Origin of the sequence: Vibrio sp. D3 (genome assembly GCF_043995865.1) — a bacterium.
GTDB lineage: Bacteria > Pseudomonadota > Gammaproteobacteria > Enterobacterales > Vibrionaceae > Vibrio > Vibrio diabolicus.
In genome coordinates this window covers 258,238-274,245 of the sequence record NZ_CP171886.1, presented here as the reverse complement: position 1 = coordinate 274,245, position 16,008 = coordinate 258,238, and the positions used below count along the sequence as shown (strand labels likewise).

Annotated in this window: 14 protein-coding genes; 6 read left to right on the top strand and 8 right to left on the bottom strand. The window is 43.9% G+C overall.

Annotated elements, in window-relative coordinates:
- Positions 1 to 3: 3 nt before the first annotated feature.
- A complete protein-coding gene (gene cutA, locus ACHFJ9_RS01205; RefSeq protein ID WP_031780471.1) occupies positions 4 to 336 on the top strand; it encodes a divalent-cation tolerance protein CutA in 333 nt (110 codons plus the stop codon).
- On the opposite strand, the gene ACHFJ9_RS01200 is transcribed toward cutA, so the two are convergent.
- Positions 298 to 894: a DUF2238 domain-containing protein gene (locus tag ACHFJ9_RS01200; protein WP_395354850.1), complete on the bottom strand. Its 597-nt coding sequence runs from the start codon at positions 892 to 894 to the stop codon at positions 298 to 300. The genes cutA and ACHFJ9_RS01200 overlap by 39 nt on opposite strands.
- A 242-nt stretch (positions 895 to 1,136) precedes the next feature.
- On the opposite strand from ACHFJ9_RS01200, the gene ACHFJ9_RS01195 reads away from it, so the two are divergent.
- Both ACHFJ9_RS01195 and ACHFJ9_RS01190 read left to right on the top strand, forming a co-directional pair.
- Entirely contained in the window at positions 1,137 to 1,976 is an 840-nt protein-coding gene (locus ACHFJ9_RS01195; RefSeq protein ID WP_005376329.1) for an isopenicillin N synthase family dioxygenase, read from the top strand.
- A gap of 203 nt (positions 1,977 to 2,179) precedes the next feature.
- Complete coding sequence (locus ACHFJ9_RS01190; RefSeq protein ID WP_074190661.1) at positions 2,180 to 2,800, top strand: DNA-J related domain-containing protein; 621 nt, start codon at positions 2,180 to 2,182, stop codon at positions 2,798 to 2,800.
- Between the two features lie 82 nt (positions 2,801 to 2,882).
- Here the strand turns inward: ACHFJ9_RS01190 and ACHFJ9_RS01185 are convergent, their stop codons facing one another.
- The 4 genes from ACHFJ9_RS01185 to tesA form a co-directional block, all read right to left on the bottom strand.
- Entirely contained in the window at positions 2,883 to 4,538 is a 1,656-nt protein-coding gene (locus tag ACHFJ9_RS01185; RefSeq protein ID WP_395354847.1) for a P-loop domain-containing protein, read from the bottom strand.
- Between the two features lie 71 nt (positions 4,539 to 4,609).
- A complete protein-coding gene (locus tag ACHFJ9_RS01180) occupies positions 4,610 to 6,520 on the bottom strand; it encodes an EAL domain-containing protein (protein ID WP_395354845.1) in 1,911 nt (636 codons plus the stop codon).
- 180 nt (positions 6,521 to 6,700) lie between these two features.
- Entirely contained in the window at positions 6,701 to 7,900 is a 1,200-nt protein-coding gene (gene fabV, locus ACHFJ9_RS01175; RefSeq protein ID WP_395354843.1) for an enoyl-ACP reductase FabV, read from the bottom strand.
- An 82-nt stretch (positions 7,901 to 7,982) separates the two neighbouring features.
- Entirely contained in the window at positions 7,983 to 8,585 is a 603-nt protein-coding gene (tesA, locus tag ACHFJ9_RS01170) for a multifunctional acyl-CoA thioesterase I/protease I/lysophospholipase L1 (RefSeq protein ID WP_005395483.1), read from the bottom strand.
- On the opposite strand from tesA, the gene ACHFJ9_RS01165 reads away from it, so the two are divergent.
- The 3 genes from ACHFJ9_RS01165 (at position 8,584) to ACHFJ9_RS01155 (ending at position 13,525) form a co-directional block, all read left to right on the top strand.
- The gene (locus ACHFJ9_RS01165; protein ID WP_395354841.1) at positions 8,584 to 9,276 is read left to right on the top strand and encodes an ABC transporter ATP-binding protein; all 693 of its coding nucleotides are present in this window, start codon (positions 8,584 to 8,586) and stop codon (positions 9,274 to 9,276) included. The two genes, tesA and ACHFJ9_RS01165, sit on opposite strands and share 2 nt — an antisense overlap.
- Positions 9,276 to 11,732, top strand: a complete 2,457-nt coding sequence (locus tag ACHFJ9_RS01160; protein WP_395354839.1) for an ABC transporter permease — start codon at positions 9,276 to 9,278, stop codon at positions 11,730 to 11,732. The genes ACHFJ9_RS01165 and ACHFJ9_RS01160 overlap by 1 nt, the downstream gene beginning before the upstream one ends.
- A gap of 353 nt (positions 11,733 to 12,085) precedes the next feature.
- Positions 12,086 to 13,525 (top strand): FAD-dependent oxidoreductase, encoded by a 1,440-nt coding sequence (locus tag ACHFJ9_RS01155; protein WP_395354837.1) that lies wholly within the window; start codon positions 12,086 to 12,088, stop codon positions 13,523 to 13,525.
- Between the two features lie 27 nt (positions 13,526 to 13,552).
- Here ACHFJ9_RS01155 and ACHFJ9_RS01150 read toward each other — a convergent pair whose 3' ends face one another.
- From ACHFJ9_RS01150 to ACHFJ9_RS01140, 3 genes are read right to left on the bottom strand one after another with little or no spacing between them, the layout of a single operon-like run.
- Entirely contained in the window at positions 13,553 to 14,488 is a 936-nt protein-coding gene (locus ACHFJ9_RS01150) for a biotin-dependent carboxyltransferase family protein (protein ID WP_046876110.1), read from the bottom strand.
- Positions 14,485 to 15,168 (bottom strand): allophanate hydrolase subunit 1, encoded by a 684-nt coding sequence (locus tag ACHFJ9_RS01145; RefSeq protein WP_301658017.1) that lies wholly within the window; start codon positions 15,166 to 15,168, stop codon positions 14,485 to 14,487. Before ACHFJ9_RS01145 ends, ACHFJ9_RS01150 begins: the two co-directional genes overlap by 4 nt.
- Positions 15,168 to 15,923: a 5-oxoprolinase subunit PxpA gene (locus tag ACHFJ9_RS01140; RefSeq protein ID WP_152814691.1), complete on the bottom strand. Its 756-nt coding sequence runs from the start codon at positions 15,921 to 15,923 to the stop codon at positions 15,168 to 15,170. Before ACHFJ9_RS01140 ends, ACHFJ9_RS01145 begins: the two co-directional genes overlap by 1 nt.
- Between the last annotated feature and the right edge of the window lie 85 nt (positions 15,924 to 16,008).

Sequence of the window (16,008 nt, the reverse complement as noted above, 5' to 3'; positions counted from 1 at the left end):
AAAATGAGTATAAAACATGACTACTGCATGGTGTTAAGCACAACCAGCAACGAAAAAAATCGAGATCAGATCATTAAAGGTTTGCTAGATGCCCAATTAGCCGCGTGTATTCAAACGATGCCTATTGAAAGTCACTATGTGTGGAAAGGGGAGATTTGTACTGACAACGAATGGTTGCTGGTGATCAAAACTCGCCGAGAGCTCTATGAATTGGTGGAAGAGAAAATAGAAAACCTGCACGAATATGAAGTAGCACAGATCGTACAGGTTCCAATTGTTGATGGGTTTAACCCTTATTTAGAGTGGCTGAGAGAATCGACGCTGAGCCGACATTAAAAACAGCGACAACGCTGCACCAACGGTGTCGCACAACATATCTTTCTGGGCGTCCCATATGTCACCTTGCGAGCCCAGAAAGGCGATTCCTTCATTGCCGCCAGCCAATTCTGCATACCACCATTCGATAATCTCATAGCCTGCTGCAAGCGACATGATCGCAAACAAAGCAAACCAGCAAGAGAACGTTTTGTTGAACTTGTTCTTGTGTATCAAGTATTCAGCTATCGGATACGCATAAAGGCCAATCGAAAAGTGCGCAACGCGATCAAAGTTGTTTCTATTTGAACCAATCATGTCGTTAAACCAGTCAAATGGTACTTCGGAAAACGTATATTTCGCTCCGATAGTGTGCAAACAGAGCCAGATGAACATTAAAAAGTAAGCCGTATTACTGAATTGATAGCGAATCGAGATTGCCCAAATAGCAACAAGAATACCAATTGCTGGGATAATCTCCGCAAACCAAACGGCACGTGAGTTAGGTTCTAACGCAGAAAATAAAAACACGATGGCATAAAAAATCGTCAATCCTAAGAGTGTCGAGGTGCTTTTCATAGAGTTACTTGATCCTTCAATTTATCTTACAGTGGGACTCCATAGACTTGGGTAATGATTACACTTAATTGAACGGTGTGCAATTGTTATTTTGATGGTGTTTTTGATCACTGAAAATGTTGATTTATTGCCAAACTGCTCAACATTAAAACGTTTGCGCGTGCACTTTTCATTAAAGTTTGATTTACAACATGCCCATCCATAGAATCCGTGATTCAGTCTAATAAAAAAGAAGTAAAGCCATGAAACTGGAAACTGTCGATTATCTTGCTGACGATGCTGCTCAACAGTTCGTTACCTCTCTGCGCGAAACTGGGTTTGGTGTGTTGAAAAACCACCCGATTCCACAAGAGCTTGTAGAGTCAATTTACAAAAACTGGCATGAGTTTTTCTGTTCAGATCAAAAGAATGATTTTCACTTTAACGTAGACACCCAAGATGGCTACTTCCCACCTTCTGTGTCTGAAGTAGCGAAAGGGCACAAAGTGAAAGACATCAAAGAGTACTTTCATGTTTACCCTTGGGGTCAGATCCCAGAGCAGCTTAAAGCTGAAATCTTAGAGTACTATGAGCGGGCGAATGCATTTGCTCAGGAGCTATTAGGCTGGGTTGAAGCGTACGCACCTAAGGACGTTCAAGAGAAGTTCTCTATCGCGTTGTCAGAAATGATCAATAACAGCGACAAAACATTACTACGCGTTCTTCACTACCCGCCAATGACAGGGGAAGAAGAGCCTGGCGCTATTCGTGCTGCTGCGCATGAAGACATTAACCTGCTAACGGTTCTGCCAGCCGCTAATGAGCCTGGACTGCAAGTAAAGAGCAAAGAAGGTGATTGGATTGATGTACCCTGTGACTTTGGTAACTTAATTATCAACATTGGTGATATGCTTCAAGAAGCGTCGGGCGGTTACTTTCCTTCAACGACTCACCGTGTAATCAACCCAACGGGTGGCCGTCAAGAAAAGTCGCGTATTTCATTGCCGTTGTTCTTGCATCCAAAGCCAGAAGTGGTTTTGTCAGAGCGCTACACCGCACATAGCTACCTTATGGAACGTTTACGTGAACTAGGGGTTATTTAACCTTTACGTGATCTCCTTACAAAGGCCGATGGTTGATGACTATCGGCCTTTTGTTGTTTATGGTACAAAATGATACCCACGCTTAATTCGGTGCCACAGAAATTGGGCCTGAAACACGCGTCAGCAAGCATTTTTACCAGTACAGATGAGCAGCTTTCTCTGAGATTAGTGTGATGCTTCAATATTAAAAACAGAGAGGATGAATGGAAGGACAACGCACGGTCAGTAGTATTGAGACTCACGCAATAGAAAACCCGTTGCTTTGGCCAATGCTAGAAATTCTTAGAAAGCAGCCTTCCGATTGGAAAGTTCACACCTTAGCAAGCAAGTTGAGTGAACAGGGCTACATTTCGAAATTGGATGATTCTCCTGATAAGGATTTATTCAAACGAAATTTCTTAATCATGAACGCGCTATACCAACTGCAAGAAACGCTTTACCCAGATGCCTGGCTGCAAGTTGAAGCGATGAATATCCAGCTGATGTCTTCGTTAGAAGCTTCGAGGCATATCGTTGATATTAACGATCCTTTGCGTGAATATTACCTGGATTGGCGCAACTACGAAGCGGACGAAGATGAAGTGCGTCGATTGTTGAATGAGTTTTGGACCACTTATCAAAAATTCATTGGTGGTTCGTCTGTTGCAAGTGTAGATAAGACAAAGGCACTGTCACTGTTTGAGCTTAACCCTGATGCAACACCCGCAGAAATTAGAAAGCAGTGGCGAAAACTCGCGCTTCGTTGGCACCCAGATAGAGAGAATGGTGATGCAGAAAGGTTTAGAATTCTTTGTGAAGCGTGGAATGTACTGAGAAACGAATGATTCGGTATGAATAAAGATAAAGGAAGGCAGCTAACTATTAGCTGCCTTTTTTCATTGGATTATCTCAATCAGCGTATCAAAACTAGCATGAAGGCTTAAACTGAGATTTTCTCATGCGATTAAGCGCAGCCATTACGTCTAGTGTGCGTGGTTTGGCTAAGTCCCCTTGCTTAGGAAGCGATGCATGCCACTCACCAGACAGCATTTCTTCAATTTCCTTCGCTGGATGATTACACCAGCCTGGAAGCTGAGCAATTTGAAACCATAACCAGCCAATCGTGTTGACTTCATCAGCGGACTCAATCTGTTCCAAAGCGCTAAGGTCAGTAAACTCTTTGCCAAACCGAAGTGACTCTTTGCCTTTCGCATTCACACGGAATTTACCGTCAGTGAGAATATTCATCAAAGCAACGCGATTCAGGGCGCGAGGCGGGAAGGTTTGTAAACGTTCTTCCGATTCGTTATGACGTTGAGTAGGGTGCTGAGCGATCACTTCTTTCGCTTTTTCTGTCACATCAACCGCTTGGTAGTCGTGCATCTGAATGACTGTGTCGGCAACGTCTAAGTAGTCGCCTGAACCACCCATAACGATAATGGTAGAGATATCGAGATCATCTCGCAATTGACCAATGCGATCGACAAGAGGGGTAATTGGTTCATCACCTTTTGCCACCAATGCCTGCATACGTTCATCTCGAATCATGAAGTTCGTCGCAGAGGTGTCTTCATCAATCAATAACGTGCTCGCACCCGCTTCAATAGACTCTTGAAGCCAAGCGGCTTGTGATGTTGAGCCTGATGCATCTTGAGTCGAAAAGTCCGCTGTATCTTTACCCATTGGCAAATGGTTGATGTAATTCGACAGGTTCAAATGATGCACACATCGACCATCTTCGGCACGGATCTTCATTGCTTTGTCATCAGCTACGATGTATTCACGACCATCTCCTGGAATATGATCGTAAATCGAACGCTCAATCGCATTCAGTAAGGTAGATTTACCGTGGAAACCGCCACCTACGATAAGTGTAATGCCCTTTGGAATCCCTAATCCCGTGACATGGCCTTTGTTTGGCGCATGTAAAGTCACTTGCAGCGATTCAGGGGCTTTGAATTCAACCGCCTCTTTCATTGGGAGATCACAGTTACCGGCAATTCGAGGGAGAATGCTGCCATTTGCGACAAACGCAACTAGGTTATTGGCTTCCAACTGTGCACGCAGGGCATCTTGATCTTCAACAACTTGGCAATGCTCAATCAATGCTGCTTTGTCGAGTTCACGCTCTAAGGTTGCTCGACGGATAAACTTAGGCAAATGGAAAGTCAGTATGTTGTTGGCTTTTTTCCCCAACACTGAACGACCTTCAGCAGGCAAGTTAACTCGAAAACGCAGTTCAATACCTTCCTCGGTAAACAATACTGCGGTGCTATCCAATACAGTTTGGCCATTCAATGAAATGGATACTGAGTTTTCTTGTTTAGCAAACTGCTCAAAACTGCGCGCAATAAAATCACGTGCTGCTCGTTGAAAAGCAGGGGACTCGTCTTTTAACCATTCCAGACCAGTCAAGGACCAGACGCGAGTTGCACGAAAACGTGACGCTGAAGCATACGGGTCTCCTTGTACGTGATCGATGAACAAAGTGAAATCAGTGAAGTCGTATTGACCTTTGATTTGCTGATAAGCGCGGTAGTTCTGCTTTTCAATTTTCTTAAGCGTGGCAGTCAACTGATCCATGAAGATATTGGCCTTTTAATAGAAGCGGGCGGCGATTATAGAAACCACCGCCACCTTAGTAAAGAGAATGCTTAGGAAGAGTAGGCGTATTGTCCGCCTGAAAGATGCTGATTAAACAAACTTTGCTCAAATTCATTACAAGGCATCGGTTTACCATAGAGAAAGCCTTGCCCGATATCACAACCCTCACCAATAAGAAACTGCTCTTGTTGGGGGGATTCAATGCCCTCAATAACCACTTGGAGGTCCAGTTTTTTAGCTATGTGTATGATAGAGCAAATGATCGCACGATCATCGTCCGACTTTTCCATTTGCTGGACAAAGCTCTTATCAATCTTGATGGCATCAAATGGGTATTTCTTCAAATAGCTGAAAGAGGCGTACCCTGTACCGAAGTCATCAAGTGACAATGTCACACCTAGTTCGTGCAATTTGTTTAGCGTTGTGCGTGCTACTATTTCGTCGGCAATTAAAGCGCTCTCGGTCACCTCGAGTTCAAGAAAATGTGCTGGTAAATGGAAGGATTCGAGTAGGTGTTGCACTTGCTCTGCAAAGTTCACGTTTTGTAATTGAATTGGAGAGACGTTAACGGCAATTTTGAAATTATCAATTAACTCCGACCACTGTTTCGCTTTGTCTATCGCGGTACGAAGAACAAAAGAGCCAACTTCAAAAATAAGCCCGTTTTGTTCGGCCATATGTATTAATGCTTCGTTAGAGACGTCGCCCAGTATTGGGTGTCTCCAGCGCAGCAATGCTTCTGCGCCAATCCATTTGTGAGTATGGGGGTGAACTTTGGGCTGAAAGTACAGCATCAGGTCGTCATTTCTTACCGCTTGCAATAAGTAGCTTTCCAATTGATTGTGGTTGTTTAGCTCATTCGAATGACTTTCACAAAAATAACTATACGCTTCGCCAGACTCTTTACACAGCAACATGGCATAGCATGCATTTTGAAGAAGTTGTTTGGCATTGCTGGTTTGGTGGGCTTGTACAACACCAATATAGGAGTTGAGGTGAACCTCTGTGTCTTTTATATAAAAGCTTCCCAAGCCAATATTGGTGATATCATCCAGTAGCTTACGCAATTTCATATCAATATCGTTGCCCCAAATGAGTAATACAAGGTCATTCGAGCTCGGCCTCCCGGTAACAAAATAACTCGATTCTCGTTTACCAAGGCGATACCGAAATTCTTTTAATATCTCGTCAAAGGCCTCAAAGCCATAACGGGTTTGGATACTGCGAGCATTACTAAAGCCAATGTTTATCACGAGCAGTGATTGCTGACTATGATCCAACGTTTCGAGTGTCTCTCCGACAACACTTTCCAGTGCTGCGCGATTTAAGAATCCGGTTCCCTGATCGTGTGTTTTTTGGTAGCTCACTTGTTTTTCTGCAGCCTTACGACGATCAATCTCTTTTGTTAGGGAGTAACTCAACTGCGCTAGGTCAGTAGTACGGTTCTCAACTCGATTTTTGAGTTCATTATTAAGACGCTGGAGTTTGTGTTGCTGATACACGACGGAGAGCTGCGCTTCGATTGAGTCTTTGAAAGTTCCGAGCAATTGGCGGTAAGTGTCGCTGTATTCATTCTTCTTGGAATCAAGCATGCAGATGGTTCCAAACGTCTCTCCGTTTGGCCAGAATAACGGTAAACCACAATAAGATATCATGCCTAGTTTGATGTCAGGGTTATTGCACCATTCTTCATCCTCGAGCGCATTAGGAACCATGAGTTCGCTCTTATGCTCAATGACATGCTCACAGTACAAACCGTTGCCGAGTAGTTCAGCATCGCCGGTACGATAGGGGTTACCTTGAGTTTCACTGGATGTGTTGACTTCAATACGATCTGGATGGATACGCATGATTAATGTGGTGGGTACGTGCGTTATTTGAGCCAGTAAGTTGACGATTTCCTGCCAGCTTTTTTGCATAGACTCAGGGATTTCATAATCTAATGTTTGCAATCTCCCCATATAGGTCATCCTTTACGTGGTTTCACTTCCTGTGAATTTAAAATGTAGACTGCTCTATCTTGTTCTCGGTTTTTAATTAAGTATAGGGTGGCTGGGGCTTGAAACAAAAAAAAGTCCTGAAAAGTGTTCAGGACTAGGAATAGTTATCACATATCTCATACTTGAAACAGATAACAAGCATTACGGTTTAAGCGATTTTAGCGACTCAATAGAAATGTCTTGCGAATAGTCGACGTCTTCAAAGTTAAAGCCATTTAGCTTCATAAACTCATCTTTAAAGCCTTGGTAATCACCAATCTCTTTAAAGTTATTGGCGTTCATTTGCTCTAAAAGAGCATGGACTTCTTGTTGTACTTGCGGGTCAAGCTCTAAGTCGTCTATTCGGATTAAACGTTCGCCGTCAACAGGCACTTTATCTTGATCGTACAATTTAGTGGTAAACAGTCGCTGCATTTGTTCAATACAACGTTCGTGAGTACCTTTTTCCTTCATCACTCGATAAAGTGCTAAAAGGTAGGGACTTAGCGCAGGAATGAACACACTGGCTTTCGTCACCAACGCCTTACACACTGTTGCGTAAGCACCGCCGTCAAAGTTGGCAAGTTTTAGATTTAACGAGTGACTTGTTTGGTGTAAATCTATTTTCGCTCGACCTAACGTACCATCGAGATAGATAGAGTGCGTAACGTCTGGTCCCATGTAAGAAAACGCGATGGTTTTGCAGCCTTGTGCAATCGAGTCGTTATTAATCAGTGTATCAATCCAGCTTTCCCAGTCTTCACCACCCATCACTTTGATAGTGGCTTCGGCCTCTTCCTCTGTTGCGGGAGTTAAAGTGGTTTCTACCCACTGATCGTTTTCCAGCATAATTGAAGCGCCAGTAACAGGCTCACCAATAGGCTTAATGACACTGCGCCAAAACTCATCAGACTCTGGTTTAGGTCGAACACCCGTCGCTAAGCTATAGATGACTAAATCAACTTCACCTTCAAAGTACGTTTCAATGGCTTCAATCACTTGATTGCGGACAGAGTCAGAGAATGCGTCACCAACAATATTGATGGCGGTACGCCCCGAGTGATTTGCTTCTTGTTTAAAAAAGATGTTGTTATACCAACCCGCACTTCCAACGCCTTTATCTGAAGGCCCGCGCTCGAAGGAGACACCAATGGTATCAGCTTTAGCACCTCCGAAGGTGAGGGCAATACGAGCCGCTAACCCGAAACCAGAGGAAGCACCAATAATCAAAACCCGTTTTGGACCGCTTTTGATCTGCGGGGCGTGTTTTACGTATTCAATTTGCTCTTTAATGGATGCATGACACCCGTATGGGTGAGCAGAGCGAGCAACAACACCTTGAATTAAAGGGTCTATTCGCATGTTGTTATCTATCCTCGATGAGTGGAATTGAAAATAGATTAACGTAAAGTTAAGTAAAACTTATTGAGCTAGACCATTAAAATTAGAGATGTTTAATTAATTCTTGAGCAACAAAGTCAGCAATCCAAGGCTGTGCATCAGGCTTTGGGTGAAGACCATCATCCATCATCCACTCGGGTTTGATGACCACATGCTCCAAGAAGAATGGCATCAAGGTAACTTGTTGATGTTGTGCAAGCTTAGGGTAGATATCGTAAAACATATCGCTATAGCGCTTACCATAATTAGGTGGCACTCGAATTTGCATCATGACAACGTCCGCACCTGAATCTTTTATCATGGTAATCATTTTTGAGAGATTCGACGTAATAAGTTTAGGAGGGAAACCTCTTAGGCCATCGTTGGCACCTAACTCAATGAGCACCATATCAGGGCTGTGTTGGGTTAGTAGCTGTGGTAATCGAGCTAAACCGTTGCCTGTGGTATCGCCAGAAATGCTGGCATTAATAACTGTTACATCTTGACCATGTTCTGACAACGCATCAGGGAGTAAGCTAGGCCAACTCTTTTCGATCGGCATCTGATAGCCCGCGCTCAGGCTATCACCTAAGACAAGTAGCTTTTCGCTCGCATGTGCAGTAGCGGAAAAACAAAAAAATAGAACTAAGGAAAGTATACGAATCATGCAAACACCTGTACTTAATGCACCTATTGTTCAAGCCAATTTGGTTTCTAAACAAGTCTCTACTAATCAAGAGCAATTAACAATCCTCAAAGATGTAAATGTTGACATCAGGAAAGGAGAAAAAATCGCCATCGTCGGTACTTCCGGTGCGGGTAAGTCAACGTTGATGACGTTGTTAGCTGGCCTTGATACACCAACATCAGGTGAAATTACCTTGTTAGGTCATAAGTTATCAAAACTTGACGATGAAGCTCGCGCAAAAATTCGCGCTGACTCTCTAGGTTTTGTTTTCCAAAGTTTCTTATTAATCCCGAGCTTGAGTGCATTACGCAATGTCACGCTTCCTTGTCTTTTACGTGGTGAAGCCGAAGATGAAGCAAGAGCCGCCGAATTATTAGCTGCTGTTGGATTGGAAAAACGTGTCGATCATCTACCAAGTCAATTATCTGGTGGTGAACAACAACGTGTCGCGCTAGCACGTGCCTTTATGACACAGCCTGAACTGTTGTTCGCAGACGAGCCTACCGGCAATCTTGACCATCAAACCGCAGACAAAGTGATTGAGCTGCTATTCGATCTTAATGAGCAGCATGGAACAACGCTGATATTAGTTACACACGATGGTCATCTAGCAAGTCGATGTGACCGTATTTATCGTATGGAGGCGGGTGAGCTTAAGGAGGAGGTGTAATGTCTGCAGTATCATCAAGCGAAGCAACATCGACAGAACGAAGCAGTGCAATAAAACACTCGTCAAACAAAAGCCTAATACGTTGGAGTTTCGGCGAAATAAGACAGGGGAACCTTTGGCCTATTAGCGTTGCTCTTATTCTTGTGATTGCGAGCATCTTTGCGCTTTCTGCATTAGCGGAGCGAATGGAGCAGGTGATCGTCAAACAGGGGAAGGATGCATTGACAGCGGATGCGGTGTTTGTGTCTGCTAATCCTATACCTGACACGTTGTTATCCTCGACTGAAAACCTAGAACGTTCGACGATGACACGATTTGCCACGATGGCATTTAGCGACAATGGTATGCAGTTGATTTCCGTAAGGGCAGTGGACGACAATTACCCTTTAATGGGAGAACTGGTACTAGACAACAACCCATCCGGTCGCGTTAAAGAGAACCAACTCTGGCTTGATGAGCGGATTATGGCTCAACTAGACGTCAAGTCGGGTGACAGCGTCACTATAGGCGATGCCGATTTTACGGTTTCAGGTGCAGTGCTGATGGAACCTGGGTTAAGCTTTAACCCATTTCAACAAATGCCTTCTGCATACATCCATCAAAAAGACGTTGAGAAAACGGGAGCGATTCAAGTCGGGAGTCGAGTTCAATACCGTCTGTTTCTACAAGCCGATGATAAAACGCTAAAAGGCCTGCAAGAAGATACTGTTCTTTCTCCTAGTGATCGCTGGCGCACGCAAGATACTGCCAGTCGTAGCAATGAGGTTTTTGAACGTACGACGCAGTATCTGTCGTTGACCGTAGCGATTGTCATCATTATGGCGGCGACAACATTGGTTCTTACTTGCCAAAACTATGTGAATAGTCGAACACAAACCATTGCGATGCTAAAAAGCCTTGGCGCAAGTCGACGATGGATTGAAAAATGGCTGTTTATTCAAGTCACAATCCTGCTCATTAGCGCCAGTGTCGTTGGGTTATTGTTGGGAAGTGGGCTGGAGTACTTGTTGCGCATTCCACTCAAAGACTTATTACCCGAGCCACTACCTAGTTACGGCGTCACTCCATATCTAGTGTCGTTTATCTCAGCGGTCCTGATCACCGTTCCTGCCCTTGGCATACCATTGTTGGGTTTGATTAAAACTCCAGCCTTAGAAGTGCTACAGCAGGGCAAAGCACAACGTTCTTGGAAGCGAATGTTGCTCGTTCTAGTCCCCGTTGTTCCATTACTTTTGCTTTATGCTGATAATACCTTAGTTTGGATTGTTCTTATTGGTATTGCAGTACTGTTTGTTGTGCTTGCTGCTGTGAGCGTCGCACTCACAAAATTGTTTGCGCGTATTTCAACACAACCTGCCATGAAGCTTGCGTTGAGTCGTATCAACCGCACGCCAGTAACCAGTGGCCTGCAGTTTGGTGCTTTAGCGTTGTCTTTGATGCTGCTATCTATTATCTGGCTTGTGCGCAGCGATATTCTCGCGGATTGGGAGAGAACCTTACCTGCAGACGCGCCAAATGTCTTCGCATTAAATATTGGTGATTACGAACTCGATAGCTACCTAGAAACCTTAGATAAAAATGGGGTTACACGGTCACAAGCTTATCCAATTATTCGTGGTCGATTGACAGAGATTAATGGTCAAAACGTCAAAGAGATTGAATACGAAGGAGAAGGCTCTGACGCAATACGTCGTGAATTGAACCTTACGTGGGGAGACGGCCTGCCAGAGTATAATGATGTGCTTGCGGGTGAATGGACAAATAAAGGGAGTGTCTCTGTAGAAGCCGATGTAGCAAATGACTTGGGCATCGAACTTGGTGACAAACTGCGCTTTGTTATTAATAGCCAGAACTACGATGCGGTAGTAGATACCATTCGTTATGTTGAATGGCGTGATATGAAGCCTAACTTTTACTTTATTTTCTCATCCGACGTTATGGCTAATCTACCGGGTTCTTACCTCATCAGTTATAGAATTGATGAGGGGAACGAAGCACTATTAACGTCTATGTCTCGATCTCACCCAACGGTATCTGTTTTAGATATTCGTACCATGGGCGAAAAAATCCAGGATTTGATTCAACAAATCGTATCGGCAATCACTATTCTTGCTCTTTTAGGCGTGGTTGCGGGATTGCTACTTATCTTCACGCTATTGAGATTAAGCTTATCCCAACGTCAGCAGGAGATTCGTTTGTATCGCACATTAGGCTCAAGTAAAAAACGGATCAATACGACTCTGTGGGCCGAATACGGCATTATGGCGTTGATAGCTAGCGGTGTTGCGGTATTCGCTGCGGAAGTTTGTGTGGCCGCGGTAATGACATATGGCTTCGATCTGAACGCACAAATTCACCCCGAATTGTGGATAGCTTTACCACTGGCAACATTTGTTACGTTGGCACTTGTCGTAATGAGTTTGTTGAAAAGATTGTTAACGCCAGTAAACACTTAATCACTGCAAATGTTATTAAATGTGGAACACTCCATGACACTTTTATTTTAGTTATCCACAAAAACAGTGGATAACTTTTGGGATAACTAAATGGGGTAAAAAGTGGGGTGTTTCTGCAGGCTTTGCGCCATGGGTCTTACAGTGAAATTGTTATTCACATAGGCATAAAAAAGTGTCTTCCTAACCATGTCGTCAAGTACTTTTTTTGCAATTTTTTTCTACTTTAACGCACCATAAAGGCGCAGTTGGATATTTCGCAAACCCATGAACTTTTTGTGATTTTAATCAAGCCCAAACACGAGTAGAATCCACCGTTAGTAAAGAATTTTCCTTATAAAATTTTTAGTGAAGCAATGAAGTCTGAGTTTCCAAATTACAAAGATAAGCACATCGCTGTTGTTGGTGGCGGTGTCGCAGGTGCAACAGCAGCAATTCATTTTGCGGAGCTGGGTTTTAAAGTTTCCGTAATAGAGAAGGGCGTATCACTGGTAAATGGTCCGCCCATTTGCCATTTACATGCAGGTGGCAACTTATATCGAGAGATTTCTGAGCAACAATGTTTAGATTTATTAGCACAATCCATTGATACCGTTCGCCTATATCCGCTTTCACTGAATATTCGCCCGACGATCATTGCAGTCCCTTATTCTGATGGTGGAGACCCATCCGCACTTATTCCTCGACTAGATGTGGTGAAAAATGCGTATCAAACGCTCGTTGATAAAGATCAAAGCAACAAAGTGCTTGGTGAGCCAAGCGAATACTACAAATTGTATTCAAAAGAGGATCTAGAAGCACTCGCACAACGTACTCAACCAAGTCACCCTACAACCTTTGATGAGTGGTGTATTCCTTTTGCTCAACATGCTGATCTAGAAGCGCTAAAGTACCCAGTTGTGGCGGTTCAGGAATATGGCTGGAGTGTTTTTCGCCTTGCCGCAATTGCCAATTTAACGTTGAACGCTCTGCCAAACGCCTCAGTATGCACACAAGCAACGCTCAAACAAGCGGACTGGATGGGTAATCACTGGCAACTTGGTTACGAACGAGATGGCATTGATTATCTTATGACATGTGACTACTTGGTCAATGCATGTGGTTTTGAAACAGGATCCATTGACAATACCATCGGTGCCAAGCGTGATAGGTTAGTTGAGTTTAAAGCCGCTTACGTAACCAAGTGGGCAGACTGCCAACAACTTTGGCCAGAAGTTATTTTCCATGGACCGCGTGGAACTGATAAAGGAATGGCTCAACTGACCCCTTATGGTGATGGTTATTTTCAGCTTCACGGCATGACGAAAGGCATTACGCTATTTGAAGATGGCTTAGTTGAGAGTACACCGTTCTCAGCTCAGCCTGAACTGCCAGTTCCTTTACTCTCAAAGATACGTAACGGTTGGCGAGAAGAAGTCTTAGAAGAACGAACCAATAATGCTATCAAACACATGGCGCAGTTCATTCCCGACTATCATTCTGCTATCAAAGGGGGAAAAGCCCTGTTTGGTGCCCAGCAAATTCCTGGAACGGATCCGGTACTCAGGGCAGCCGATGTGACCTTTGAAGACAACCATTACGCGCGGATAGAAGTGGTAAAAGCGTCATCAACACTACTTGCAGCGCAAAAAATGCTTCAGTTCTGGTTTGATATTGAACCTAACCAAAATGTGGAATCCCAACATCCTGTCGCTGTGCATTGGTCTGAACAAGAAATTGAACAGTACGCGATTAAACTCACGCAAGAGCGAGATTATCCGCAAGCGTTAGCAGAGCGTTATGGGATGCCTGCATAACAGTTACGTATGGGCTCAGAGGTTGTATTAATATCCAAAAAACTGAGCCCATTGGCACCATACTTCTTGCAAGCCTTGTCTATCTCCTTTCACAAAATTGACTTTTTGCCCGGGTTTCGCCTGTGCCAGCCTTGGCAGGTCAATACGTGCTACACAGCCAAACTTAGGATAGCCACCGATGGTTTGGTGATCGTTGAGCAACACAATGGGATTACCATCGTTAGGAACTTGAATCGATCCTAGCGCAATTCCTTCCGACAGTACGCCTTCGTAAGGCGGTTTGATTTTGTTTCCTTCAAGACGATAGCCCATACGATTTGAATCAGGGGATATGGTGAATGCGTTGCTATAAAAGGCTTGGCGAGCGTCTTCATCAAAGTCCTCATTTTGATAGCCTTCAATCACTCTCAGCTTGATAGGTAAGTTGTAATCCGGCTTAAAGCGAAACGTCATCAGCCTTGGTTTGTGTTTCGGTAAGTTATGAGGAAAAAAGGGAAGAATATCGCCTGCTTTTAAAGCGCCACCATTTGAGTCATAACCACCAAGAGATTCTCTCGTGACGGTAGAGGCACTTCCTAAGTGCTGAGCAATATCGAATCCACCTTTAACCGCAAGATAGGATCGAAGTCCATTTTTTGCGACTCCGAACTGCAACTTCTGCCCCTTCTTCAACGTAAAGTCAGACCAATTTGAGATAGGCTCACCATCTACTTTTGCATTCAAATCACCACCACATATTGCAAGATGGCAGTTATGTAGTGCGACAAAGCAAGCGTTACCCAAAGTAATTTCAATCGCAGCACAATTGACTACGTTACCAAGTAAATGGTTTGCCCAACTGTAGGCGTAATCATCTACGGGACCACCTTGAGTCACGCCAATATGCGCTAAGCCAAAACGACCAAAGTCTTGAATCAAAGAAAGTGGCCCTGACTTTTCCACCAGCAATCCAGCGTAACTCATAGAACACCTCCTAACTCGATAAACTTTTGTTTGGAAATGGCATCAAACGTGACCTTGTCACCTACTTCAAACGGTATAAATGGTGGCGTATCAGAGAAAAGGGGAAGCGGGCTTCTACCGATAATGTTCCATCCGCCAGGACTATCTGATGGATAGACGGCCGTTTTAGAGTCTGCGATTCCCACACTTCCGGCTGGTACTCGCGTTCTTGGTGTAGCTAACCTTGGCATATATAATTGAGTATCGACATCGGATAGGAATGCAAAACCCGGAGCAAAACCAATCGCTGAAACCGCATACTCGGCTTGAGTATGTAAGGAAATGAGCGCGTCTAATGATAGTCCACGATCTTGAAAGCGGGGCAAATCTAGCGCGGTTTCTTCGGAGTAGTATACGGGAATAGTGATGTGGTTAGGTTGAACAAGACTGAGCGATTGAGTATTAAACTGACGGATCATTTGATGCAGTTTATGCACTAAATCTTTTTCATTGATTCGAAAAGGCAAGTAATCAATGAGGATGGTTTGATAGGAGGGGACCACATTCATAATGATTGACGCTAAAGTGTCTTTGATGTTTCGAGCAAGTTCTCCGACCGCATTTTCAGAGATACTCTCGTCAAACTTAATGAAAATACTGCACTCGGAGATCAAAGAGATACTAAATTTCTCTTTATGCATTAATTTCCTCCCGCGTATAGGCTTTGGCGGATCTTTTGGATCAGCGCGATCGACTCTTCATTATCACCATGAACACAAATCGTATCGGCTTCCAGTAAAATGTAGCCGCCAGAAGCGGTTTTGACACGACCAGAATCTGCTAACGTACGGACTTGCTCAAGTATCGCATGCTCATTCTTTAACACGGCATTAGGCTGTGTCCTAGGTGTAAGTAATCCGTCATCTTGATACAAACGGTCTGCAAATGCTTCAAACAGCAAGGGAACGTCATAATCATCTGCGATTTCTAAGTATTTTTCGTTTTCCTGTGACGCTAGAATCATTAACGGCACTTTGAATAAAGCTGCCGCCTTTACGACTGATCTAAATATCGCATCACTTTTCATCATGTCGTTGTATAACGCGCCATGAGGCTTTATATAGCTGATATCTGTGTATTGAGCCCGACAAAGTGCCTGTAAAGCGCCTACTTGGTATATAACCATGTTAGTAATTTCATCACCCGTCATGTTTATACTGCGCCTGCCGAAGCCTTGGAGGTCGGCGTAGCCCGGGTGCGCTCCAATATCAACATCGTTGTCGTTGGCGAGACTGATAGTGTCGTGCATGACATTAGGATCGGAAGCATGAAAACCACACGCGATGTTTGCCATATCAACATGAGGCATAACATCTTCGTCTGCCCCCATAATCCAAGAGCCAAAGCTCTCACCCATGTCGCAGTTCAATGTAAGTTGCTGTTTATTCAATGTCATACGTTTTATTTCTACACAAGCAATGGGTTCACGATGCAGGAAAATGCATCTAGGTTCAGTGACTCACTTCATTCTTCTATCATGA

Excerpts from the sequence above, each read along its gene's own strand:
- tesA (WP_005395483.1), bottom strand. The coding sequence starts at position 8,585 with ATGATTCGTATACTTTCCTTAGTTCTATTTTTTTGTTTTTCCGCTACT.
- ACHFJ9_RS01180 (WP_395354845.1), bottom strand. The coding sequence starts at position 6,520 with ATGGGGAGATTGCAAACATTAGATTATGAAATCCCTGAGTCTATGCAA.
- ACHFJ9_RS01155 (WP_395354837.1), top strand. The coding sequence starts at position 12,086 with ATGAAGTCTGAGTTTCCAAATTACAAAGATAAGCACATCGCTGTTGTT.
- ACHFJ9_RS01190 (WP_074190661.1), top strand. The coding sequence starts at position 2,180 with ATGGAAGGACAACGCACGGTCAGTAGTATTGAGACTCACGCAATAGAA.
- ACHFJ9_RS01200 (WP_395354850.1), bottom strand. The coding sequence starts at position 894 with ATGAAAAGCACCTCGACACTCTTAGGATTGACGATTTTTTATGCCATC.
- ACHFJ9_RS01140 (WP_152814691.1), bottom strand. The coding sequence starts at position 15,923 with ATGACATTGAATAAACAGCAACTTACATTGAACTGCGACATGGGTGAG.
- ACHFJ9_RS01185 (WP_395354847.1), bottom strand. The coding sequence starts at position 4,538 with ATGGATCAGTTGACTGCCACGCTTAAGAAAATTGAAAAGCAGAACTAC.
- ACHFJ9_RS01150 (WP_046876110.1), bottom strand. The coding sequence starts at position 14,488 with ATGAGTTACGCTGGATTGCTGGTGGAAAAGTCAGGGCCACTTTCTTTG.
- ACHFJ9_RS01145 (WP_301658017.1), bottom strand. The coding sequence starts at position 15,168 with ATGCATAAAGAGAAATTTAGTATCTCTTTGATCTCCGAGTGCAGTATT.
- ACHFJ9_RS01160 (WP_395354839.1), top strand. The coding sequence starts at position 9,276 with ATGTCTGCAGTATCATCAAGCGAAGCAACATCGACAGAACGAAGCAGT.
- fabV (WP_395354843.1), bottom strand. The coding sequence starts at position 7,900 with ATGCGAATAGACCCTTTAATTCAAGGTGTTGTTGCTCGCTCTGCTCAC.
- cutA (WP_031780471.1), top strand. The coding sequence starts at position 4 with ATGAGTATAAAACATGACTACTGCATGGTGTTAAGCACAACCAGCAAC.
- ACHFJ9_RS01195 (WP_005376329.1), top strand. The coding sequence starts at position 1,137 with ATGAAACTGGAAACTGTCGATTATCTTGCTGACGATGCTGCTCAACAG.
- ACHFJ9_RS01165 (WP_395354841.1), top strand. The coding sequence starts at position 8,584 with ATGCAAACACCTGTACTTAATGCACCTATTGTTCAAGCCAATTTGGTT.